The 24,008-nt window shown below is 46.0% G+C and carries 19 protein-coding genes; 13 read left to right on the plus strand and 6 right to left on the minus strand.

Translation table 11 applies throughout. From position 1 onward, the window contains the following. Window positions 1-26: 26 nt before the first annotated feature. From P40081_RS03770 to corA, 4 genes are all read left to right on the plus strand, one after another. Window positions 27-677: an amino acid ABC transporter permease gene (locus tag P40081_RS03770; RefSeq protein WP_042133429.1), complete on the plus strand. Its 651-nt coding sequence runs from the start codon at window positions 27-29 to the stop codon at window positions 675-677. A gap of 87 nt (window positions 678-764) precedes the next feature. After that, window positions 765-2,054, plus strand: coding sequence for an ATP-binding protein (locus P40081_RS03775; protein WP_039298305.1), 1,290 nt, complete (start codon window positions 765-767; stop codon window positions 2,052-2,054). Between the two features lie 3 nt (window positions 2,055-2,057). Next, window positions 2,058-2,960, plus strand: coding sequence for a response regulator (locus P40081_RS03780; protein ID WP_042133432.1), 903 nt, complete (start codon window positions 2,058-2,060; stop codon window positions 2,958-2,960). Between the two features lie 205 nt (window positions 2,961-3,165). Continuing rightward, window positions 3,166-4,125, plus strand: a complete 960-nt coding sequence (gene corA, locus P40081_RS03785) for a magnesium/cobalt transporter CorA (protein ID WP_042133434.1) — start codon at window positions 3,166-3,168, stop codon at window positions 4,123-4,125. A 124-nt stretch (window positions 4,126-4,249) separates the two neighbouring features. Here the strand turns inward: corA and P40081_RS03790 are convergent, their stop codons facing one another. Continuing rightward, window positions 4,250-4,798 carry a hypothetical protein gene (locus P40081_RS03790; RefSeq protein WP_042133435.1) on the minus strand — a complete coding sequence of 183 codons (549 nt, stop codon included), beginning with the start codon at window positions 4,796-4,798 and terminating at the stop codon, window positions 4,250-4,252. Between the two features lie 429 nt (window positions 4,799-5,227). Between P40081_RS03790 and P40081_RS03795 the strand changes: the two genes are divergently transcribed. The 6 genes from P40081_RS03795 to P40081_RS03820 all read left to right on the plus strand — a co-directional run bounded on the left by P40081_RS03795 (window position 5,228) and on the right by P40081_RS03820 (window position 14,472). Then, entirely contained in the window at window positions 5,228-5,518 is a 291-nt protein-coding gene (locus P40081_RS03795; protein ID WP_019913624.1) for a YerC/YecD family TrpR-related protein, read from the plus strand. Beyond that, entirely contained in the window at window positions 5,519-6,292 is a 774-nt protein-coding gene (locus P40081_RS03800) for a sirohydrochlorin chelatase (RefSeq protein ID WP_042133436.1), read from the plus strand. It begins immediately after the preceding gene. Between the two features lie 372 nt (window positions 6,293-6,664). Next, entirely contained in the window at window positions 6,665-7,558 is an 894-nt protein-coding gene (locus P40081_RS03805; protein ID WP_042133438.1) for a diacylglycerol kinase, read from the plus strand. Window positions 7,559-7,601: 43 nt separating this feature from the next. Further along, window positions 7,602-9,068 carry a 23S rRNA (uracil(1939)-C(5))-methyltransferase RlmD gene (gene rlmD, locus P40081_RS03810; protein WP_042133439.1) on the plus strand — a complete coding sequence of 489 codons (1,467 nt, stop codon included), beginning with the start codon at window positions 7,602-7,604 and terminating at the stop codon, window positions 9,066-9,068. Between the two features lie 1,416 nt (window positions 9,069-10,484). After that, the gene (locus tag P40081_RS03815) at window positions 10,485-12,203 is read left to right on the plus strand and encodes a DUF262 domain-containing protein (RefSeq protein WP_042133441.1); all 1,719 of its coding nucleotides are present in this window, start codon (window positions 10,485-10,487) and stop codon (window positions 12,201-12,203) included. 91 nt (window positions 12,204-12,294) lie between these two features. Next, window positions 12,295-14,472: a hypothetical protein gene (locus P40081_RS03820; protein WP_042133442.1), complete on the plus strand. Its 2,178-nt coding sequence runs from the start codon at window positions 12,295-12,297 to the stop codon at window positions 14,470-14,472. Window positions 14,473-14,718: 246 nt separating this feature from the next. Here P40081_RS03820 and P40081_RS03825 read toward each other — a convergent pair whose 3' ends face one another. Next, complete coding sequence (locus tag P40081_RS03825) at window positions 14,719-15,474, minus strand: GNAT family N-acetyltransferase (RefSeq protein WP_042133443.1); 756 nt, start codon at window positions 15,472-15,474, stop codon at window positions 14,719-14,721. Between the two features lie 225 nt (window positions 15,475-15,699). Here P40081_RS03825 and P40081_RS03830 point away from each other — a divergent pair, with 225 nt between their 5' ends. After that, complete coding sequence (locus P40081_RS03830) at window positions 15,700-16,509, plus strand: AraC family transcriptional regulator (protein ID WP_197074327.1); 810 nt, start codon at window positions 15,700-15,702, stop codon at window positions 16,507-16,509. A 76-nt stretch (window positions 16,510-16,585) separates the two neighbouring features. Continuing rightward, complete coding sequence (locus tag P40081_RS03835; RefSeq protein ID WP_042133445.1) at window positions 16,586-17,611, plus strand: serine hydrolase domain-containing protein; 1,026 nt, start codon at window positions 16,586-16,588, stop codon at window positions 17,609-17,611. Here the strand turns inward: P40081_RS03835 and P40081_RS03840 are convergent. The 3 genes from P40081_RS03840 to P40081_RS39180 all read right to left on the minus strand — a co-directional run bounded on the left by P40081_RS03840 (window position 17,595) and on the right by P40081_RS39180 (window position 18,852). Beyond that, the gene (locus tag P40081_RS03840; RefSeq protein WP_331281727.1) at window positions 17,595-17,885 is read right to left on the minus strand and encodes an aminoglycoside 6-adenylyltransferase; all 291 of its coding nucleotides are present in this window, start codon (window positions 17,883-17,885) and stop codon (window positions 17,595-17,597) included. The genes P40081_RS03835 and P40081_RS03840 overlap by 17 nt on opposite strands. 661 nt (window positions 17,886-18,546) lie before the next feature. Beyond that, window positions 18,547-18,696, minus strand: coding sequence for a serine hydrolase (locus tag P40081_RS39175; RefSeq protein ID WP_442950220.1), 150 nt, complete (start codon window positions 18,694-18,696; stop codon window positions 18,547-18,549). A gap of 18 nt (window positions 18,697-18,714) precedes the next feature. Next, on the minus strand, window positions 18,715-18,852 hold the full coding sequence (locus P40081_RS39180) for a hypothetical protein (RefSeq protein WP_231575277.1): 138 nt from the start codon (window positions 18,850-18,852) through the stop codon (window positions 18,715-18,717). Window positions 18,853-20,213: 1,361 nt separating this feature from the next. Between P40081_RS39180 and P40081_RS03850 the strand changes: the two genes are divergently transcribed. Beyond that, window positions 20,214-22,952, plus strand: a complete 2,739-nt coding sequence (locus P40081_RS03850) for a glycoside hydrolase family 32 protein (RefSeq protein ID WP_052421659.1) — start codon at window positions 20,214-20,216, stop codon at window positions 22,950-22,952. A gap of 143 nt (window positions 22,953-23,095) precedes the next feature. Here P40081_RS03850 and P40081_RS03855 read toward each other — a convergent pair whose 3' ends face one another. Beyond that, window positions 23,096-23,872 (minus strand): class I SAM-dependent methyltransferase, encoded by a 777-nt coding sequence (locus tag P40081_RS03855; protein WP_042133450.1) that lies wholly within the window; start codon window positions 23,870-23,872, stop codon window positions 23,096-23,098. Window positions 23,873-24,008 lie beyond the last annotated feature (136 nt).

Here is a 24,008-nt window from a genome sequence, read left to right on the forward strand (position 1 = left end):
CACTCAAAGCATAAAGGAGGGATATCATGGATTTTATTGGTGCATACTCCGCCGATAATTTGAAGTTTTTGCTGGACGGACTGTATATTACGCTGATCGTTGCTTTTGTATCGATCATCCTGAGTTTTGTTATTGGCTGTATTATTGGAGTCATCCGCTACTCGGAAGTGCCGGTATTGTCTCCGGTGATGTTCTACCTGGTCGAGCTGATCCGTAATCTGCCGCTGCTGCTGATCATATTCTTCATCCGCTTCGCTTTGCCGGAGGTAGGGATTAAGCTTGGACTGATAACGGCGGCGATTGCTGCACTAACGATATTCGAGGCGGCGATGATCGCTGAGATTGTCCGGGGCGGGTTGACGTCCATTGATAAAGGGCAGATTGAGGCTGCACGTTCCTCCGGTCTCAGCAATTTCCAGACCCTGTGGCATATCGTGCTCCCCCAGGGACTGCGGCGGATGGTTCCGCCACTGGTCAGCCAGTTCATTTCGCTGCTGAAGGATACCTCACTCGCGGTGGTCATTTCATTGCCGGAGCTGATGCACAATGCCAATATCGTAATCGGGCACAGCTATGGCTACGCGATACCGACGCTCGCGCTTGTGGCACTGATCTATTTCACCGTAAACTTCCTGCTGTCGATGCTCTCCAGAAGACTTGAGAACAAAACAGCATAAATCGAGCGGGACCGGGGCAAAGCCGTATAAAATAAAGTGCGGGTATGATACTATAGTTGTCAACATCTCTAGGCGGGAGCAGTGGCGATGGGACAATCTATTCTGAGAATGAGAGTTGCACAGATTCTGCTGGTGGCAGTCGTTACGGCTGTAGCCGGTGAATTCAAAATAAATCCGTTTGATGGCGACATCTTCCGGATTGCTATGGGCAGCAGCGCTTTTCTGCTGTTTTTGCTTTTAATGAGGCAGTTGCCGTATATCAGTACAGGCATTGCTACGGGTGTGGTCGTTCTGCTGTTCCGCACGGCAATGGATGCAGTAGAAGGAAGCGGACTGACGTTTGAGCAGAGCCTGAACAGTCATTTCTCCGCGATGGTCTATTATATTGTGTTCGCCTTGCTGATGCATGCCATCAAAAGCCGGCTGGATACCTTCCATCCGCTGGTGCTGGGCGCTGTTGCCGCAGTAATCGATCTCTTGTCGAATGAAATGGAGCTGCTGACGCGGCTGATTGTGCTGGATTCGGCCTCCTTCCGGCTGAACGAGTGGACTTATCTGATGGCGATTGCTGTCCTGCGTACGTATTTCACAACCGGGGTATACAGTAGTATCTCGGTCAGCCAGATGCGGATCAGGGCACGTGAACAGAATGAGCGGATTGAGCAGATGCTCGGATTCGGCTCCGGCCTGTACGGCGAAGTATTCTATCTGAAGAAATCCATCGGAACACTGGAGAATGTGACGCTAAACAGCTTCGAGCTGTACCGCAATCTGAAGGCCGGGGAAGGACCGGAGCCGTATAGCCGGCAGGTGCTGGATATCACCCAGCAGATTCATGAGGTGAAGAAGGATTCCCAGCGGATTCTGGCCGGGCTTGTGAAGCTGGTGGAGCGCGAGGTTACCGGTGATATGCAGTTATCGGGAATTCTGCGGTTCACGGTCAAGAGCAATGCCAAATACGCCGAAATGCTGGGCAAGCAGATCAATTTTCATATTCATATTACCTCCGATTACACAACCGACAGTTATATTCCTCTGCTGACTCTGCTTAACAACCTCACTGCCAATGCGGTGGAAGTCATCAAACGTAAAGGCAGCATCAACCTGGATGCTTATGAGAAAGACGGCATGACCATTTTTACAGTGACCGATAGCGGGGCAGGGATTCATAAGCGTGACCTGGAGCTGCTGTTCGAGCCGGGTTTTACTACGAAATTTGATGAAGAGGGAATCGCCGCTACGGGGATTGGACTCTCTCATGTACGGGATATAGTGAATATGTTCGAGGGAACGATTACCGTTCAGCCGGTGTCGCATGCCGGAGGGGCCATGTTCCAGATTATTGTGCCGAGTGCAAAGCTGCGGAAGGAGGAATAGAGAATGCCGCTTTCTTTCTGTATTGTAGATGACGACGCGTCGGCAAGAAGAATGCTGCAGCATATTATTGAGGATAGCGGACTTGGCGAAGTGGTGGGTACGGCGGAATGCGGGCAGGAGGGGGTAGCCCTGATCCTGAGTGAGACGCCGGATATTGTGCTGATGGATCTGCTGATGCCGGACCAGGATGGTATTGAGACGATCATTTCCCTTCAGGCACAGGGTTGCCGGTCCAAATTCGTGATGATCTCACAGATTGAGCATGGAGATATGGTCAGCCGCGCATACAAAAGCGGGATTGAATTCTTCATCCGTAAGCCGATCAACAAGATTGAAGTCGAATCTGTCCTGTACAAGGTGAATGAACGTTATGCGATGGGCCGTTATCTGGATGAGATCAAGCTGACGCTCGGCAAGCTGGAGGGTCTGCAGTTCGGAATGCCGCAGATGCCATCCGGTAAACGTACGGTCAAAGAGATTATCCAGCCGATACTGATGAATATGGGAATGATCTCGGAGAACGGCAGCAGGGATATTATCACCATCATGGAGCTGGCGGTAGCGGGCGGGAACAGCGGGAGCCTTCCGCCGCTGAAGGAATTATACGAAATGGCTGCCGCTACGTACAAGCCGGTGCCGGCTGATGCCGCCAAAGAAGTCAAAGCCATTGAACAGCGGCTGCGCCGCGCGCTCGCGGCCGGACTGGCGAACCTGGCTTCCATCGGTCTGACGGATTACGGCAATCCGAAGTTCGAGCATTATGCGCCGCTGTATTTCGACTTTGAAGAAGTGCGCCTGAAGATGAAAGAGATTGAACAGGGGCGCGACACCGGCAAGGTGAAGGTGAACATCAAGAAGTTCCTGCAGGTGCTTCATTTGGAAGTGCTGGAGGGGATGGGCCGCTAGAACGGAATTGATACGGAAAATGAAGCGAAAAATAAACCTCCGGAACCGCTGCCCAGCGGACTGGCGGTTATTTTTTTGAGATAACGGGAGCCCGGGCGGATACAGAAGTTTCATAATAGTAGACCTCATGCGTTACAATAGTAGCAGGCCGACAGGCAACGGGATGTTGCCGTGCGGATAGCAGGATAAGGTGGAGGACTCATATATGATACGAACGCTTGCGGTAACACATAAGGGCGAGGTGCTGACTGACCTGCCGCTTCAGAGTATAGTGCTGGATGACTATGCCTGGATTTGGGCGGATTTTGCCATGCCTACGGAAGAAGAGACATTGCTGCTGGACACTTATTTTCATTTTCACCCGCTGGCCATTGAAGACTGTATGCATGTGCTGCAGCGTCCGAAGCTGGATTACTACGAGGATGTGCAGTTCTTTGTGCTGCATGCGCTTAATGAGCGTACGCTGGAGGCGGAAGAGGTCGACCTTTTTCTCAGCAAAAAATTCCTCGTCTCCTACCATCACCAGAATAAATCGGAAATGGAGGAAGCGTGGCAGATGGTTCAAGCTGAAATTCATAGCCGTAAGGGCTGGTCGGGCGGGCCGATGGCTGCAGCTTACACGGTAATGGACAAGCTGGTCGACAGGTATTTCCCGTCACTGTACACCCTGGAGGATGAACTGGCAGATCTGGAGAGCAAGAGTGACAGTGAATCGGTGGAAGAGCTGATGAGTCAGGTGTTCAACGTGCGCGGAAGACTGCTCAAGCTGCGCCGGACGATCGTGCCGATGCGTGATCTGATGTACCGGATTGTCAACTCGCAGCATGTGCAGAGCAACGGGGAGGAGCGGATCTACTTCGGTGATATTTATGATCATCTGCTGAAGCTGACCGACATGATTGAAGTTGACCGGGAAATGACCGCCGATCTGCGTGACAGCTACATCTCGCTCAACTCCAACCGGATGAATTCCATTATGAAGACACTGACGGTAATCACTACCGTATTTATGCCGCTGACGCTGATCGCCGGAATCTACGGGATGAACTTCAGGGTAATGCCGGAGCTGGACTGGGATTATGGTTATTTCGCGGTATTGCTGCTGATGCTGGTGCTGGGAGTAGGGATGTTCAGGTGGTTCCGGCGGAGCGGCTGGTTTAAGTGAACCTGTGCTGAAATCTGGACAAGCACCGGCGGTAGACAAGAATGATTGTGACTGACGACGCATGGGTATTCATGGAATACAGCGGTCTGGCAGCAGACAGAGAAGGCGTGTTAAACGCCGCCGCTTAAGAACGGCGGCGCTTAACAGAGGAAGGGGCCCCGGTTTTGCGGCTTTTGGAGGTATTTTTGCGGCGCTGCGTGGTTGGGCGTCTTTTTTTGCGCCGTTTGGGGGTATACAGTGCCGCATCTTCTTCCGCCGCAAGTGCTCCCGCTGCGCTTCCCTTGCCTTTGCCGAATCCGCCCATCACCAGCTTCACCATCGGAGCCATCTGCGAAAAGCCCTGCATAACCTTCTGTACCTTGCCCATGGAGTTGACGATCCCGTCAATCCCGCCCATCCGGTCGACAATTCCCTTGATCTGCTCCATATTCGCGAGACTCCCGAGGTTGCCCAGCCCGCCCAGCAGACCCCCGGCCTTCGCAGTAGCAGCTTCGGCAGCGGGCACAACAAGTGCAGTATCGGCAGCTTCAGCACCGAAGGCAGGCAGTATTCCGGGTTCTCCGGGAAGCGGGGCAGGGGCGTAGGAAGAGAGGCCCGGATAGGGTGACGGATTGTACGGCTCAGCCAGTGAACGCCCTTCCCTGCGGGAATGATTATAGTAATGCTCAGGCATAATATCACATTCCTTCGTTAGTGGTTTGCTATACTGTATGTCATGGGCGAACATACGGTATAGACGAATGCCCGGGTAACCGGGATACTAGCGGAAAAGGGCGAATGCCTACAAGGACCCTCCGGAAGTGAAGAAACCGTGTCCATGCTTGATTTCGTGAGGTTTTGTAGTACTATAGTTAAGGCGGTAAAACCTAGGAATCAGAGGAAGAAGGCCGTAAGCCCCATTAGTGGTGTGCGCCCGGGGTGGACGTTTGTCCATCATTTTCGTTCTTTACAGCGTGAAACCGTTAATGCTTGAAAAATGTGCTCCAGTGCAATATAGTAGAGGCAAGATAGTCACATTAAGTTTATGCTTCCGAGTATCTAATTTGTACGAGGCTTAATCAGTGATGCTAATGCTGACCAAACTTTTAGGGGATGATTAACGATGCAGCTTAAGAAGCTAAACGATAAAAGTATCGATCAATTATTTGAGGCTATTTTAACATTGAAAAATATGGAAGAATGCTATGTGTTCTTTGATGATTTGTGCACGGTGAACGAAATTCAATCGCTCTCGCAGCGCCTTGAAGTCGCGCGGATGCTGGGCAAAGGGTCTACATACAATCAAATTGAAGCAGAAACAGGTGCCAGCACAGCAACAATCTCCCGTGTGAAGCGCTGCCTGAACTACGGCAATGACGGCTACAAGCTCACGCTGGAACGTCTGGGACGTTAATTGATGCAGCCGGGTGTGCTGATGATCAGTCACGGCTCCCGCGATAAGACCTGGGTGTCGATCGTAGAGGAAGCCGTGAGTCATTTATCGCTGGGGGAAGAGATTCCCGTGGCGGTATCTTTCCTGGAGCTGGTAGAAGGACGATTGATTCAGGACGGTATAGACAAGCTGGAACATTCAGGGGTCACAGATATTATTGTGATCCCCTTGTTTGTGTCCTCCGGCAGTACGCATATCGATGAGATAGAGTATGCACTGGGCGCTAAGCCGGTTCCGGAACGGGAGACGGACCTGGAGCGGTTCCGGGTTACAGCGCAGATTCACTTCGGCTATCCCGTCGACGACGATCCGGACATAGCGCTGATGATCTGGGATAAGCTCCGGGAGCTCTCGAAGCATCCGGAGCGGGAGACCCTGCTGCTCGTCGGACACGGCAGCATTCATGAGGGCTTCCGGCAGCGCTGGGAGCAGGGGATCTCCTCACTCGCGGCGCGGGTACGGGACATAAGCGGGCTGGCTGCGGCCGATTACGGGCTGCTGAATCCGGACAGCGTAAAAAGCAGAGTGGAGTATTGGCAGGAGCAGGGCCATGATGTTCTGGTGGCTCCGCTCTTTTTAAGTGAGGGGTATTTCACCAAGGTTGTTATTCCGCGGCGGCTGGAAGGGCTCGATTATGCCTACTCCGGCCAGACTCTGCTGCCGCATCCGCTGCTGCCGCGCTGGATTGAACGGCAAGTCGAGGCGGCGCTGCAGCGTCTGCGGGGCCGGGGTTAGAAAATAACATATGCGAGAAGGATCGAAGGGGATTTTGGAACTGTAGGAGCGTTAGCGATCGCCTGAAAGCTTTCCACAGGAAAGCTCGCTACGGAAGCAGCGTGCCCAGTCACAGGATATTCACCGTAGTGACGATTGAGCTTTAGTTAGCATCTTAAGTTCAGCTTATATAGAAAAAATAGAATGCGTCCAGTATTTATTTTGGCAGCCGCCGCATACATATATCTATACTTTCTGACGGGCTAAGGAGTCTTCAGCGCTGCGCGGGAGTATAAATATAATCCTCTAAAGCTCCCTGACATTGCTTGTGGGGTCCTGAATTGGGTATAATCAGTAAGGTTATCCATTATATAAACAGGTGGCGTTCCGGTAATGAAAACTGCGAGATTGATTTATAATCCCACTTCTGGTCGGGAAGAAATGAAAAGAAGACTCGCCGATATTTTAGACCGGCTGGATGTTGGCGGCATTGAAGCCTCCTGTCATGCAACAACCGGAGAGGGCGATGCCACAGCAGCCGCAGCTGAGGCTGTAGAGCGCGGTACGTATGATCTGATCATAGCTGCCGGAGGCGACGGTACGCTCAATGAAGTAATCAACGGGATGGCTGAGAAGCCTAACCTTCCCCCGCTCGGCTTATTACCGCTCGGGACTACCAACGATTTTGCCAGGGCCATGGGCATTCCGAAGAATTGGGAGGATTCCTGCGACCTGATTCTGCGCCAGGAGTCGCGCCTGATTGACCTCGGCAAAGCCAATGACCGTTATTTCATTAATATAGCCGGCGGCGGCCAGCTGACGGAGCTTACCTATGAGGTTCCCAGTAAGCTGAAGACCATGATGGGCCAGCTTGCCTATTACCTGAAGGGTATTGAGAAGATGGCCAGCCTTGCTCCGCAGGAGCTGTACATCCGCGCGAACGGCCAAGAGATGATCCATGACGAGTTCATGCTCTTCCTGATCGCCAATACGAACTCCGTCGGCGGCTTCGAGAAGCTGGCTCCGGGTGCCAGAATCGATGACGGTCTGCTCGACGTAATTGCCGTCAAGAAATGCAACCTGGCCGAATTCATCCGGCTGGTCCGGCTTACGATCCGCGGCGATCATCTGAATGACAAGAAGGTTATCCATTTCCGCACGGATGCGATGGAGGTTACCTCCCCAGGCTACGTCCAGCTTAATCTGGACGGCGAACTCGGCGGCACGCTGCCGGGCAATTTCAGTATTCTGCCGCATCATCTGCGGATCTTCGCGCAGAATAATTAACAAGATTAATAGTGAAGATAATGAAAGAAGTGAACCTATACACATGAGTAAACACCGCAGCGGGCGCAGCGCAAGCCGCCGGGAACAAGGGCCGGCTTCTGTCGCCGGACTGCCAGTGAATAAGAATGATGAGGTCCTGCTCGATATTATCGGCATGACGCATGAAGGTGAAGGGGTAGGCCGTGTAGAGGGCTTTACCCTTTTTGTGCAGGGTGCTCTTCCCGGTGAGAAGGTCCGCGCCAGAGTGCTGAAGACCAAGAAGCAGTATGGCTATGCCAAGCTGATGGAGCTGGTGCAGGCCAGCCCTGACCGTATAGGGCCGCCTTGCCCGATCTATGATCAATGCGGCGGCTGCCAGCTGCAGCATATGGACTATACCGCCCAGCTGGCGTGGAAACGGCAGCTGGTGGTGGACAACCTGCAGCGGATCGGGAAGCTGCAGGTTGCGGATGCGGCTGACGGTAATGCCGCAACAGCTGAAGGGACCCGAGTCCTGCCTACCCTTGGCATGGACGAGCCTTGGCGTTACCGCAACAAAGCCCAGGTGCCGATCGGTGTAACCGATGGCGGCCTGGTCGGCGGCTTCTACGCACGCGGCAGCCACCGGATCATCGACATGGAGACCTGTCTGATTCAGCATGAGGACAATGACAAGGTCGTCGCCACCGTGAAGAGCCTAGGCCGGGAGCTTGGCATTACCGCCTATGACGAAGAGACCGGCCGCGGGCTGCTGCGCCACGTTGTGGTGAAGAAGGCCTTCCGCACCGGGCAGATGATGCTGGTGCTGGTAACCAATGGCCGGGATATCCCGCATCTGGATGCCTGGCTCGGCAGTATCCGTGAGCAGCTTCCTGAAGTGGCGAGCATCTGCCAGAACATTAACACCCAGAAGACCAATGTAATCTTCGGTAACGATACCCGCGTCTTATGGGGCAGCGATGTGATCTACGATTATATCGGAGATGTGCAATTCGCCATTTCAGCGCGCTCCTTCTATCAGGTGAATCCGGTACAGACCGAGGTACTGTACGGCAGAACCCTGGACTACGCTGCGTTAACCGGCAGCGAGACCGTAATCGACGCCTACTGCGGCATCGGAACCATTTCCCTGTTCCTGGCCCAGCATGCCGACCAGGTCTACGGCGTGGAAATTGTGCCTGAGGCAATCGAGGATGCCCGCGCGAACGCGAAGCTTAACAACATGAACAATGTGAATTTTGAAGTCGGTGCATCTGAGGATGTTATCCCTGCGTGGAAAGAGCAGGGCATCACCCCGGATGTTATCGTCGTCGATCCGCCGCGCAAGGGCTGCGACCCTAGGTTATTAGAGACAATCCTGCTGATGAAGCCGGAGCGTGTGGTGTATGTATCATGCAACCCGTCCACCCTGGCCCGCGATTTGCGGGTCCTGGAGGATGGAGGGTACAGAACCGTGGAGGTCACTCCGGTGGATATGTTCCCGCATACGGTGCATGTGGAGTCGGTTTGTTCCTTGGTATATAAGGTGTAAAGAATTAATAAACTCCTGCTATTACAAATAAATTCGTGCTAAATATCGAATAAAGTCGTGATAAAACCATCAAATCGCTAAATGGAGCACGGTGTAAACCTAGATCTATGCGATTCCGCAGAGCCGACCGATTTTCAGGATTTCCTCCTGCATTTCTCTCGGTTTTTTTCTCTTTCTTTTACTTAGCCCACCCCCGCCTCATCACCCAAATCCGTTCTTCTCATACCTTTTCCCTCTCTTTTTTTTTACTTGCCTAACCTCTGGAATCGCTTGCCACACCTGCATTCTCCGTATTTCCCCCGAATCTTTTCCTCCGGCTTTTTAAGCCTATCTCATGTGTTTCCTCTGATTAATTTCTTTCTAAACCCATCACTTTACCTATGTTTTCTCCTGCTCTGACGGCAGATGGTTAGCTATTTGACGTAGAGAAGAAAAAGGCGAGAAAAGGCTGAGATGCCTTGTAGGACGTGGGGTTTGGGCAATTGGAACGGGAGGAGGCAGGAGCAGTGAATGTTAAGCCTTTTCCTGTGTTTGTAGCAAGACATTATTCAGATAATAATAAAGTCGTGATAGAAAAAGTTGGGTGAGAAATTGAGGAAATGGGTGTTTTGTAGCAAGAGTTTATTTATTCGGGCAACGGTGGAATGCGGGTTTGAGGGGCTGTTTTTTAGCAGGGGTTTATTCATTTTGAACAGATGAGTGTAATTCAAAGTCATCTCAAAGCCTAAATAGTCGTATTAAAGCCTAAAAAGTCGTGTCACGAGCCGAGCGGAATTCAGGTATTTCACTCCTGTTTTTCCCGCGGCTCTTTTCATTTGAGGGGATTAGTGGAAAGGCATGGGAAGGGGGATAACCCGCTCCGGCGTTATAGGGAAAATGTAGGAATGGCAAGGGCGGAGTGGTTCGAGGTGCCGGCTAACAATGTCCGGCCATATCTAATGAAATGGTTAGGATTATATATGTGATTGTTGTTTGGAACCTCAAGCCTAAATGTATCTAGGGCTGAGGTTCTATTTATTAGGAGGAAATCAATAGAAAGTGTCGAAATTACATAGATGGAAAATATAGCCGAACAATCATATATTCCATGACATACTTCGGCCTTAATGAGATGACATATTTAAATCAATCTATCTATCTTGCTGGAGGTAGCGATTAGTCTAAAAGCTGTGTTGGGGGAACTGGTTACAAAATGCCCCATATTCCATAATGAAGCCGACTGAGAGGCATGACTGTAAGATCCGATACTCCTTTGCCTCAAAGTATTGTAGTCATCACAATCCACTCGATTATCCGATTTATGATAGCTTCGTCGATGAGGTACTTCGCTATTATAGAAATCGTGATAACTTCTCAGATTTCCAAGATGGCGTCTGGAAAAGGGAATAGAATTAAGGGGAATAAGGAGAACTATTTATGGCATACGAGAAGAAAAATATAAGAGCTGTAATTCAAGATATAAATAGCCGTAAGATGTATCTTCCAGCAATACAGAGAAAATATGTATGGGATGATGAGCAGATAACAAGACTGATGGATTCTATCATGCTTGGATACCCTATAGGAACATTTCTCTTCTGGAAGGTTAGGAAGTCTGTCGTTAATAAAAAAGAGTACTCAATGTATGAGTTTATTAAGGATTTTCATGAAAGGGATATGTATAAAAATCCATCTGCGCCGCAGCCATTTCCAGTAGGAAACGATGAGGAATGCATCTGGGCAGTTCTGGACGGTCAGCAGAGATTAACATCACTTTATGTTGCATTGCAAGGTAGCATGAGTCGTAAACTTCCTATGAAGCGCTGGAAGAATGATGATGCGTTTCCTAAGAAAGAGTTATATTTTAATCTTCATAGCAAAAAGACTGATGATGAGGATATTTCATATGAATTTACTTTTCTTACCGCTGATCAAGTTCAGAATCCAAAGGAAGGAAAGCTGTGGTATCTGGTAAAAAATATACTGAAGTATTCTCAGGCAGAACTTGTTAAGGAAGTCATCATTAAAAATGGATGGGTTGATGATGAACTCGCGATGGATAACATATCTTTGCTACATTCAAAACTCACAAGCGATGAGATAATAAACTATTTTGAAGTTAGCGCTGACTCTATTGACAGCGTGCTGGATATTTTTGTGCGTGTTAACTCCGGCGGTACAGTTTTATCTAAGAGTGACCTTTTATTTTCAACTATTGTGTCTCATTGGGATAAGGCCAGAGACGAAATTGATAAACTACTAGCTGAAATAAATAAGATTGGTGAAGGATATAAATTTACAAATGATTTTATAATGCGTACTTGCCTTTATCTTTTGGATATGTCTGTAACTTTAAAAGTCGAGACCTTTAAAAAGGATAGTGTATTAAAAATCAAAGATAACTGGTCAGCGATCAGTACCGCAGTAAAAAGTACTGTACATATGTTAAATGATTTTGGATTTAACTCTGAGAATATAATTTCTTATGTTGCAATAACACCGATTGTTTATTACGGATTTAAACGCGGTGGATTTGACGCTGGCAGTAAATTAGAACTAAGAAAATATTTTGTAATAGCACAAGTTAAACAGATCTTTGGTGCAGCAACTAACTCGGCACTTGCAAATATTAGAGAAACACTTAAGATTTCGCCATCAGATTTGTTCAAAATGAGCTACTTAACAAATGTGCGCTTTACAGGAGATAGAAGCTTGCGCTATACATCTGACGAGATCGATGCGTTGTTTGATACGTATGAGATCGGCGCATACACATTTATGCTATTGTCACTTCTATATCCAAATTTGAAGTACAGCCAGAAAGGTTTCCATCAGGATCATATGCATCCTCATACTGGATTTGAGGAAGATAAGATAAATGGACTTGTTTTGCCGGATGGCTCTGTTATTGACAATAACAGAAAAGATGAATGGCAGCGTCGAAGAAACACACTTGCAAATCTTCAATTGCTTGAAGGTCGAGAAAACGAGAGTAAGAATAAGATGCCACTTGTTGATTGGTTGAAGAAACCGGAAAATAATGAAAATGCAAAATACTTGCCTGCCGATATTTCTTATGAACTGGTGAATTTCGAAGAGTTTATGGAGAAGCGTCAAAAGCTGATGAGTGATGCATTAAAAGCAATCTTATTATGATAGTTGATATACATATTGTATGCATACTAGAATATTGCAGGGGAACAATGACTGGACCAAACATACTAATTATTATATAGAGGTGTTTAAGTTGATAGGAACAATTATGGATTTAATTTACCGTGTAAAATTTAAAATTAAATTATTTTTAATAGAGTTTGATATAAATACTTTTTTATTGAACTTATTTATATTTTCAACACTAGGTTTTAGTGTGTATTTAATAAATAAATTCAATATAATTTTTAACGAAAGCATAACTAATTTCAAAGATAGTATTACATTGACTATCTATGTAGTAACGTTGTATGGAATTTTTTTCGCATTTTTACAATTCTTAATTGGCAATCGTTCAAATAGATTCTTCTATTGGGGAACAAACAAAATAAAGTTTTCTATTTTAAACAAGTTTATATACCGCCTAGTTAATATCTTTGCAACAAAACTAATAATTATAGCTTTTATAATTGTTCCAATTGCTAGCTTTATAATTAGTGAATTGAATTTGAGTCTTTTGTCGGACAATCAATCAATTCTAAACATTATTTGGGAAGTTTCCTTGATATACCTAGTTGTTGCATTTGGATTTTTACTCACTAAATCGCTTACTGCACTATTTTTAGTTTTTGAAATAGAAAATAATGCAGATCGTAAAATTAAAAATAATATTAAAAAATTTATGTTGAAACAAGCTTTATTAGGTGTGAAAAAAGGGTATTTTTGGTACTACTTTGATGATCAAAAAAAATGCATTGAAAAAGACCAATTGTTTCATTTTACTAGCTTTATTTTTAATGGGGTATTAGAGCATATATGTCGCAAGATTCCAAAAGCAAAACAAGATATTTACTTATACCACAAAAAGAGTAAAATGCCACTTGATAGTTTCTTAAACGAAAGATGGAAACATAGCGAGGGATTATCTGTAGAGGAAAAAATTAAGCTTTTAGAAAATGAAAATAAAAGTTTAAACATTTTTTTTGTATTTTGCAAACATCATGAGCTATTTAATGAATGTTTAATAAATACCGAGAATTTACTTGAACCTTTTTATGATATTTTATCTGAAATTAAATCATCAGAAGATATGGAATTCCTACTTAAAACAATAAGTAGTTATAAATATTTTGATTTTTCTGAGGATGAACATGGTTATTCTGAGCATGCATATAGAATATCAAGCCAGTTATTTTTTTCAATTAAAAACAATTTTTCTACCATAACAAATGATACTGTTAAGAATTATTTAGTAGAATTAAATAAAAATAAAAAAGCAATAGCTAAAAGCTTTTTTAAACTTATTTATTTACATGAGTGGGAGAATAGTGAAAACGAGAAAGAATTTATTAAATTCATGCTAGGCACATTAGGTTTGAATTACATATATGCTTTTATATTCTATTGTGTATTACACTACGGTAGCCCTTCCGAAACTGTACTACAAGAAGAAATATATTATTTTAGAGAACTTTACCTTTTAAATAATAAAAAATATGAAATAATTGATATTCAAAAAATTTGTGATTTAGTTGAAGATACAAATATAGGGCATAAAGTAGAGTCCAGACTAATAAGTTGGCTATTAAATAACATGAACAACGATCTCAATAATGAAGTGCTTGATAACATCTACAGTTTTAAGTATTTGAATTATTCTAAGTTTTTAAAGATTAGATTTATATTTTCAGATGGTTATAAAGAAGGTCGGTTTTCATATGAATTTTTTGATGATGTTAAAACGAATGAACTTAATAAAAATACTATTGATGAAATTATAAACAGTTATTTTGCATATATCTCATCAAATATTGAATCATTAAATTTCTATTTTATGTCTGAACACCACAAGGCATTCATAAAAAAATTTGAAGATTACATATTAGCCTTCCTTGAGAATCAACTGAAATATTCCAATTATAATTGTAAACATATTATTTTGTATCTTATTAAAGATGTTCCGAAAGTTCAAGAGTATTTATTATGCAAAAAATTTATTTTTAAATACGATTTTAGTGGGGATTTTTATTTTGAAAGCTACTTCATTGATTTTATTATGCTTGTATTTGAAGATGCAAAGTATTTTGAAGTATTTAGCAAGGATTATGTTATAAAAACACATATAAAGAATAAATTAGAATTTCTCTCCAAAGAAGGGGAATTGAACGATTACCTTGAGAACTTATATTTATCAATTGACAAATGTCGTAATTTTAAAAAAATAAAAAATATTAAAACAAAAATACTTGAATATTTTGAGATTGGAGCATAGTCAGAAATAAAGCTTCCACATTTTTGTAGTCAGACACTTCTTTTGATGGGGGCACATCGTATAAGTTTGTTCTCACTGAGCACTCCACACATGTGGAGTGTTGCTCACTGTTGGTAAGGAACGACTAATAGGTGAGATGTATTGGCGAAAATAAAAAAACAACATTAATTGATTAACCAATCGTTATGAAGAAAACCGAGACGGTTTATCAAAAGCCCACTCCTTTGGGAGAGGGCTTTTCGTCTTTCAGTAAATCCGGAATCCAAGCTTAGGGAGCAGATATTTGCTTTTTCCAATCGACCTTACCGTAATCAGCTCGGCTCCTTGAGCAAAGGCATGTTCAACAGCAGCGATGACCGCTGCCGTAGCGACTCCTCTTCGGCGGAAGGCGTCTGATACAGCAACAAATTCCAGGGAGAAAACCCCGTTGTGATTTAATAGAGATGACACCCCTGCCAGTGTTCCTTGATCAGACACATTAAAGCACGTTAGAATACCTTCCTGGCACACCGGGTAATGAAGTTCGGGATGAATAATGGGATACCCTTGGTGAATAACAAAGTTGCACAAAAGCGCCCAGAGCTTGAAATCTTCGGCATTGTTAACCTTATGTACCGTGATATGGTTGGGAGTCCTGGGATATTCAGCCTTCTCTGCGGCCAGCAGAGCCATACCGGCCTCCTCCTCGTTCGGCTCTGGCAATGGCTCCGGTCTGGGTTCACCCTCTCCAACATACGGCATCAATCGCCCGGAGGGATACATTCCCCAGAATATATGCTCCTTGTAGCTTTTGATCTCCTGAATAAGGCGTAATGCTTCGAGCTCGGGCAAATGTTCAATTTGAATGTTATAGATGGACGTTCCCCCATGGTATCCCTTTTTGGGATGGATCAATGTATAATGAGGACGTTGTTCGGTCTCCATGTGTTCGGATTTCCCCAGAATATCCAAATAAAACGTGCCGCCCTCATCAATATGGCTTCTTATGATTTGCGGGTTCATCTTCATTCTCCTCTGCTGGATTTTTGTGAATGCGTTTTCTGATCAGCCTGATTATACTAAAGAGGAGCAGAATCAACCTTAACAAATTGTGCTCTTTGTGCCAGAAATGAATTCGTTAGCCGGGATCACAGACTTGGGGTGGAACATGTGAGCGAGAATGATCGGATAGGGCATATCCAGAATACAGTTGATTGTATTGAAGCGAATATGTATCAACATCTATCCATGGAGGATATATCCGGACAGGTGTACTTGTCCAGGTACCACCTTCAACGGATTTTTAAGTCTTTGACCGGGCGCGGCATTATGGAGTATGCTCGTTCCCGGAAGCTGACGGAAAGCTTGTACGATTTGATTCATACCGATGACCGAATTGTGAGTATTGCCGAAAAATATGGATTCGAGTATGAGCAATCTTTTACAAGGGCCTTTAAGGGCGAGTTCGGCTTGTCTCCTTCCGAATATCGAAGAAGCCCGCGCCATGTTCCAATTACGCCCAAGGCAGATCCTTCGCTCCTTATTGAATTGGATCATGCCCTGCTCGTAAGACCATTTCATGTTTTTCGGCCTGCCTTTGAGCTTGGCGGTCTGCTGCATCAGGTGAGTATCCAGGGAAATCTGCAGGAGTTTAAAGCCACTAGCCTGGCTGTTGAATTTTTCCACGGGCATCGTTCAAGGATCATGCAGCCTGTCAATCCAAACGTTTATTACGGGTATACCTTTTGGGGAGAAGAAAGGGGCCAGTACACCTACTACTTATCCAGTGTGGAGATTGGAAAAGACAGCGCTTTGCCTATCGATATGAAGCGGCTTGTCGTTCCCGCCTGCAGCTATACGGTTTTCCGGTTTATTGGTTTTTTTCCTCCGGAGGAGTTGACATGGGAACATCTGCTTGAATTTTGGAATTTCAAGGATGATTTCTTGACAAAGAACAAGCCGATTGATTGGGAGAACCACTTTCATTTTGAGTATGTAGATAGGAGTCTGTGTACCCAAGATTATTGTGAGCTGGACTACTATGTGCCGGTCGTATAGGCATAGGAAAAAAACGAATACATGCAAATGACAAAGTCATCACACGCCTTTATTGAATGGAGGGAAGAAGGATAATATGGAAATAACACTGGAAGGATATTATGAAGGAACTTATACAAATAACTCAGCTGGAATCGCATTAATTGCAATCAAAAATTCGAATGTGGTATTCGAAGATTATCGTGGTCTTGCCAACTGTGAACATGGCATTCCTATTACGTCCAGTACTGTATTTAACATTGGTTCTGTATCCAAGCAGTTTACAGGTATCGGCATATTGCAGCTTATTGAAAGCAAAAAGCTTTGTGAACAGGATCTGTTGGTAAAGTATATACCCGAGTTGAAGCATTATGCAGATGAAATCACGATTTATCACTTGGCGCATCATGCTTCCGGATTGGCAGACTATAATGACTTGCTTTGGAAAAAGGCAAGAAACAACGCCCTGTATTCTACAAATGCCGAGGTTTTGAGTCTGCTTGAGGCCCAGCAGCAATTATGCTTTAAACCGGGCAGTAAAATGGAATATTGTAATTCCAATTACGTACTGTTGGCGATCATTATTGAGAGAATTATGAATATGAGCCTTGCTGATTATATGAAAAGAAATATTTTTGATGCAGCAGGCATGAAGCATACTTTGATTTTTGATGAAAAACAACCTCTTGTTCCCAATAGAGCCTACGGATATGAGCAACACGAGAGTGACTTGAAATGCTATTATGTCGATACACTTGCAACAGGCTGTGCAAATGTATTTACCTCAATTTCAGATATGAAGCTATATGACGATATTCTGTATGGCAGTAAATTATTGGGTCAGGATATCAAAAAACGGATTTACGAAGAGGGTATCCGTTCGGACGGGAAAGCGCTGTACGATTCCTGCGGCGGTTACAGCTATGGCTGGATGATCCAAAATAAGTGTGGACAAAGGACACTTTGGCATACCGGCGGAGATGCCGGATTCAGAAGTATTTATGTTAGATTTTATGAAAAACGGTTCAGTGTCATTTTATTTTGCAATTGCAGCAATCTTAATTGGACCAACATCTATAAGCTTGTGAATGACTTATATTACAAGTTCAATCATGATGAATAAGTTTTAACGTCAAGCTAAACGAATCCTCAACCTTTATTTTTGGCAAAAACCCATCCTTGTCAAGAAGAATTACAGCCGGCTCTCCATCATCGACGTATGGATTTTTCTCAATTGACAAATCAATTCGATTGCCGTCCTCAAATATCATCAGATCAGTAAAATGTCCATCATTGGCAGGCGGAAGAAGCGGATGGGTATTGAGTTCCGGTGACTGCATCACCGACGGCTTGCCGAACATCTCTGTGATCCATTCGACCTTTCGGGCAATGAAGATTGGCGTGCGAGCCTGTCATAAGTTTTATTTTTGCGCTTTTGCCTTGTTGAGATAGGGCGCAGATCGCGGAAGCGGAGAAAGGGCTGGATAGGTCGAGTTATTCAAGGTTCTATAGCCCAGAATTGCGGTGTTCGCAATAAAGACAAGTCCTGCAGCATTCATCGAAAGATAGTATTTGTTCAACGGGGCAGGCGGTTTCGCCGTTTTTTTGAATCTGTGAACGACCCATCCGATTAGGCCGCCAAGAAGAGAAAAGGTTATGATTGCTGTACCCAGACTGAGTGCGATTAGGGTTATTCGAACACTTTGTGCAGACAGGCCTGTGAGCAAAAAAAATCGTTATACGGGTTCGAGAATTTGATCACTTCTCCCCCGGCATTCCGCACAAAATACATAAATCCCGAACTATAGACCGAAACATAAGCATCTGGCGATATTTGGCTTAAGGGTTGGCCGTTATGATCTATATATGAAGGGTTACTGAGATAGACTCGACTCTTCTTAATCAGCTTCAGCTTCGTTGTGTATCCTTGAATTCTGCTTCTCCCTTCGGCAACTGCTGGATTATCCTGCTGCGCCCAGTGAATGGTATGGTCCATACCAAGTACTTCAAAGATATGCTTTTGTACATAGGTATAGAAGGGCACGCAGCTCTGAAGCTCTACAATATAAGCCAGCCTGCGTTGTGATTCATCAGGTTTAGCAGAGAAATAGGCGACTCATATTTTAGCTTTTTGAGAAAGCCTTCAGGAAGATATTCGCGTATATCCGTCTCCAGATTAAGTTTCCCCTGCTCAACCAGTTGCATCACACTGGTCCATACTAGCAACTATAAGAGTGAGCCGGAAGGAAGCAGAGCCAGTTCTTCCTCAGCAGCATGTGCAGGAACTACCAGCATCAGCATAATGATAACAAGTATACTGGCAAAGAACTGTTTAACTTTGCTCCTTCTGTTTTGTGCTCTCATAGGTAAACTCCCTTATATAATTCAAATGGATTGAAACGCCCTTGAGTATTTTCACAAAATCACATTGAGTTCCTTCTTTTTTTATCAGGTTGAATTTTGCCTGGATTTCGAAAAGTACTGTATTTAGCATCGCGAGGGCTTAGATGTTTCCGGTAATTGATTTAGTGTGTTGACTCTACGTACTCCATACATGTGGAGTCGGTGGCGGTGTTGGTGATGGATGTTGTCACCCTCTAATAAACCCGTGCTATAACAAATAAACCACTGCTAAAAAATGAATAAAGATGTGATAAAGCCGATAATTAGATGCAGGGGAGAGGAACAATCCCTCTGCTGTAACCCCCCATAAACTGACCTCTGATCACTTAATGTTTACCTATAAGCCGAGCAATCTTCAGGCATTCCCCTGATTATCGCTCGGCTTTTCTTTTCCCAGTAGCCCTTTCTACGAAGCTTCAGATGCACTTTCACTTCCAATCCTTTCCTAGAAATTGATTATCGTACAAGCCATAAAGAACAACCCCAGAATAGGGTAGGTTAGTTCTGAGGTGAGGTAACGTACAAGTAGATTATAATATTTAAAAGTATGAACAGAGAATATTGAATGTAATCGCCTCTTTCATTTGATAGGATGATATCGTAATGGGCAAAAGCAATCCAGAATGGGGGGGGTTAATCGAGAAAGTCAATTCGTTTACAGCATGCTTGTTGGCGGAAGGGTTTTGATCAATTGCGCACCTAGCCAAGCTAGGCACAACTAGCCGGAGAAAGTCCGGTCGAGGTAGGAGCCAAGTCGCCTCGTAGCTGGCACGCAACTGGTGGAGAGATCCTAAGGTTGAAGCCCTGTGCAAAAGTACCTTCTAGAGGAAGGGCGAGCAAACCAGCAGGCCGTAACGTGAAGTGAATCCTGTCGTGTCGTCACAAAAGACTCGAAAGAGTCAAGATGCATATGAAGATACCGTGCTTGCAGAAATGAATGAATTTCATATAGTAAACGGACTGCCAGCGAAACTTGATGGAGGAAGCGATAAACGGCATCCTTACCATGGAAGGACTCACGTTCGCTGCTCTCCAACAATCGGAATCAGGTCTTCTGGTTAAACAACAGGGTAAAGACAATGCGGAATAAATAGGTATAAGTGAACCTGATTTTTTTATTGAAAGCGTTACCATCTTAGTGATTGACGACATGGAGTTCCATAAATACCGGTTTGATTTCTTTTGGTAGTTAATTGAATGACTGCTTTTGTTCTATCGTAGAGAAAACACCTCTTCGATATGCTTAAGCTGATTTTCTAGGTGTGAAAGTTGAGTTTATTTATTATCATTTTCACAATCCGATGAATGGGAGTGGATGACTGTTGTTGAAGAATCGAATGTTTTATGGGGTAAAGCTCATACTCGCGATGATGCTTGCCATACCGATTTTATGGACAGGTAACGCTACAAGAGCAACAGCCGATGGTACTGGGGTGAACACGAACTTAAGCGGCTGGGCGACTTCGGGGGATGCGGGGACATTAACGAACAGTGCAGACGGGAAGCTGCTCACGTCTGGCGGTAATTTCTTTGCGCTATCGACAACGACTGCCAACGATTTTACTTATGAAACGGATGTGACCATTCGCCAATTCCAAGGGAGTGGCGCATTGGTATTCCGCTCCAATAACAGCGGCTGGGGCTCTTATATGCTGCAGATCGATCCGGTAGGCGGCCGGATTCGCTTGAAGGATGCGAACGGAGATCGTGAGTTGGGCGTGTACAGCGTTTCGCTTGCGGCTAACACAACCTATCATCTGAAAGTGAGAGCTGTTGGATCAGCGCTCCAGGTATACTGGGGGAGCAGTGCTACACCTGTGATTAGCATAAATGACAACGCTTACACCGGAGGTTACTTAGGTGTTCAAGTTTGGAACAGCTCGATGTTGTTCCAGAACATCATAATGACACCGGATTCGACAACGCCAACTGCAACGCCAACTGCAACTCCAACTTCAACGCCAACTGCAACTCCAATTGCAACCGCAACCGCAACCGCAACCGCAACCGCAACCGCAACCGCAACCGCAACCGCAACCGCAACCGCAACCGCAACAACTCCACCCGTGTACACGAACCTAAGCGGCTGGGGAACTAGTAATCTGAAAAGTTGTATGTCAAGGGGCGAGTGGACGCTGAATCAGAACATAGTTAAGGGCGTCGGATCTGCGAACGCAGAAGCGACTTGTATCGCCGACAGTGTGACAAGCGATTTCGTGTTTGAGGGTGACGTGACGGTGGATTCCCAAGCGCCGCAAGCGGTCGCAGGGTTGATGTTCCGTTCTGACAGGGATGGTACGAACGGATATATTCTTCGAATACGGCCGAGCGATCATACCGTCACATTACTCAAAAAACACGGGGACACCGAAACGGTAATCCAATCGAAATCCGGCATTCCTTTGAAGACTGGGAACAAACACCATATTGAAATAACGGCGATAGGTTCGAACCTTACGGTTTATGTCGATGGGTATTCGGCGGAGAAGATCGTAGCACAAGATGCCGACTTTTTGAGCGGATACGCCGGAATGACGGTGAAGAATGGGGCCGCATATTTTCAAGATGTGTATCTTACCCCATACAGCAATTATTATACTGAACTGTACCGGCCGCAATACCATTTTACGGACACCCGAGGATGGGCCAGCGATCCGAACGGACTGGTGTATTTTGAAGGTGAATATCATCTGTTCCACCAGGATGGAGGCCAATGGGCTCATGCCATCAGCACCGACCTTTTACATTGGAAGCAGATGCCGCTTGCGTTGAAATGGAACCACTTGGGGCATATTTGGTCGGGGTCCACGGTTGCTGATTTAACCAACGCTTCAGGGTTGTTCGGGGACTCGGGCGGTAAGGGTTTGATTGCCTATTATACTTCATTCAATCCGAATAAGCCGAACGGCAATCAGAAGATCGGGGCTGCGTATAGCAAAGACAAGGGACGCACGTGGGTATATTACGGGGATGACGCCATAGTGCCTAACCCGGGCGGCATTAACGGCAGTTGGGATTTCCGCGATCCGAAAGTCGTGCGTGACGACGTCAATAACCGATGGATTATGGTGGTATCCGGCGGGGATCACATTCGATTTTTTACATCGACTGATCTGCTTCATTGGACGTGGACCGACAATTTCGGATATAGCCAATATATACGCGGCGGGGTGTGGGAGTGCCCGGATTTGTTCCAACTTGCGGTGGACGGGAATGCAAACAATAAAAAATGGGTGCTGATGATCAGTACCGGCGGCAACCCGAATACGCAAGGTTCGTCGGCGGAATATTTCATTGGTCAGGTAACGGCGGATGGAAAATTCGTAAATGACAACCTTCCGGGCAAAGTGTTGCTTACCGACTTCGGGAAAGAGAATTACGCTGGGATGTCGTTCTACAACACACCAGATAACCGGCGCATTACGATGGGATGGATGTCAAATTGGGATTACCCATTTAGCTTCCCGACCGAAGGTTGGAAAGGGCAATTGACAATTCCCCGCGAGCTGTCGTTAAAGACCGTGAACGGGAACGTCATCCTTGCGCAGAATCCGATAAGCGAACTGAGTTCATTGCGTGGAACCGATTTTTCAGTTAACAATGTTCCGGTAACACCGCAATCCGGCAATATCCTTGGAACGGTCAATGGAAATGCATACGAAATTGTCGTGGAACTCCAGCTCCCCAATTCTGGAGCGGCTACCGAATTCGGATTCCGATTGCGGGAAGGCGGAGGACAGAAGACGGTCGTCGGCTATCGGAGTACCGATAACAAGATGTTCATCGATCGATCCGCTTCCGGCAGAACGGATTTTGCTTCCAATTTTACGACGTTGCATGAGGCGGGCGCGCAACCCGTCAACGGTGTCGTCCGTATGCATATCCTTGTGGATGAGTCTTCTTTGGAGCTATTTGGCAACGACGGGGCAGTGGTCTTTTCGGACATCATCCTACCGGATTCCACTAGCAGCGGGATGAGCTTTTATGCATCCGGTGGAACGGTTGTCGTGAAATCATTACACGTGTATTCCTTGAAAAATACATGGAGAAGTTCGATGTAGATGGCAATACAGTACAATGAATAGTGCTGGATCGCCGATTGCCGGAACTCGGAGTCGGCGATCTAGTATGGATGAAAGATGCGCGGGGAGCCGCAATCTGAGGGAATTCGCCTAAGTTAAAATTGGGTGATTTTCGTCTGATTTCAGTTGGCCTGCTTCACCGCGCAGATGCGCAGCCGCCGGTAGTCTGCGATCCACTGGCCCTGCTGGTAATGCTCCGGCCGCAGTTGTTCTTCTACTGCTTGATAGATCGCTACCTTGTGCTCCGCGCTGACATCGTAGAAGAAGTCATCGGCCATCATGTCCAGCCAATCATGGACTCCGCTCTCACCATGCAAGGGTGTAGGCCGTTCAAAATGCTGGGCCAGCGTAACGAGGAAGCCATGCTCCTCCAGTACTGCCGCATATTGGCCGATGGTAGGGAAGTACCACGGATTACGTCCTTGCGGGTCATAGCCATGCGCGGTCAGTGCGCTCTCGGTCGCATTCACGAGAGCGGCGACGTTGCGATAGCCGCCGAACTCGGCGACGAATCGCCCGCCGTCCCTTAGTGCGCTTGCTACAGTCACCGCGACCGCGTGCGCGTCCTTCATCCAGTGCAATGCTGCGTTAGAGAACACCGCATCGAAGGGTTGGGCTGCCCGGTAAGTGTACGCATTCTGGGCGCTCAGACTCAGGTGCGGGTACTTGCCGCGGCCGCGTGCGATCATCTCAGGCGACAGATCGATGCCTACCGTCACCGCTCCGGCTGCCGCGATCTTAGCCGTCAGGTCTGCCGTCCCGCAGCCGATATCCAGCACGCGTTCACCGGGCTGAGGCTGTAGCAGCGAGAGGACGTCACCGCCCATTTTGGAGACAAAGTCCAGTTTGTGATCATACGTGTCCGCCTGCCATTGGTTATTGGAAGTCGAGTGAGTCATGTGCTTCCCCTCCTTTGAAATCCAGTATAGCGATGCACAGCTTATAAATGAAATATATAGTTTCTATTTAGTTTATATCCATTGCCTATAAGTGCTGCTCTTCAATAAATAGAAAATAGACCGCAAACCTCTGGCG

This window comes from Paenibacillus sp. FSL P4-0081, from assembly GCF_000758565.1.
Classification (GTDB): domain Bacteria; phylum Bacillota; class Bacilli; order Paenibacillales; family Paenibacillaceae; genus Paenibacillus_AQ; species Paenibacillus_AQ phytohabitans.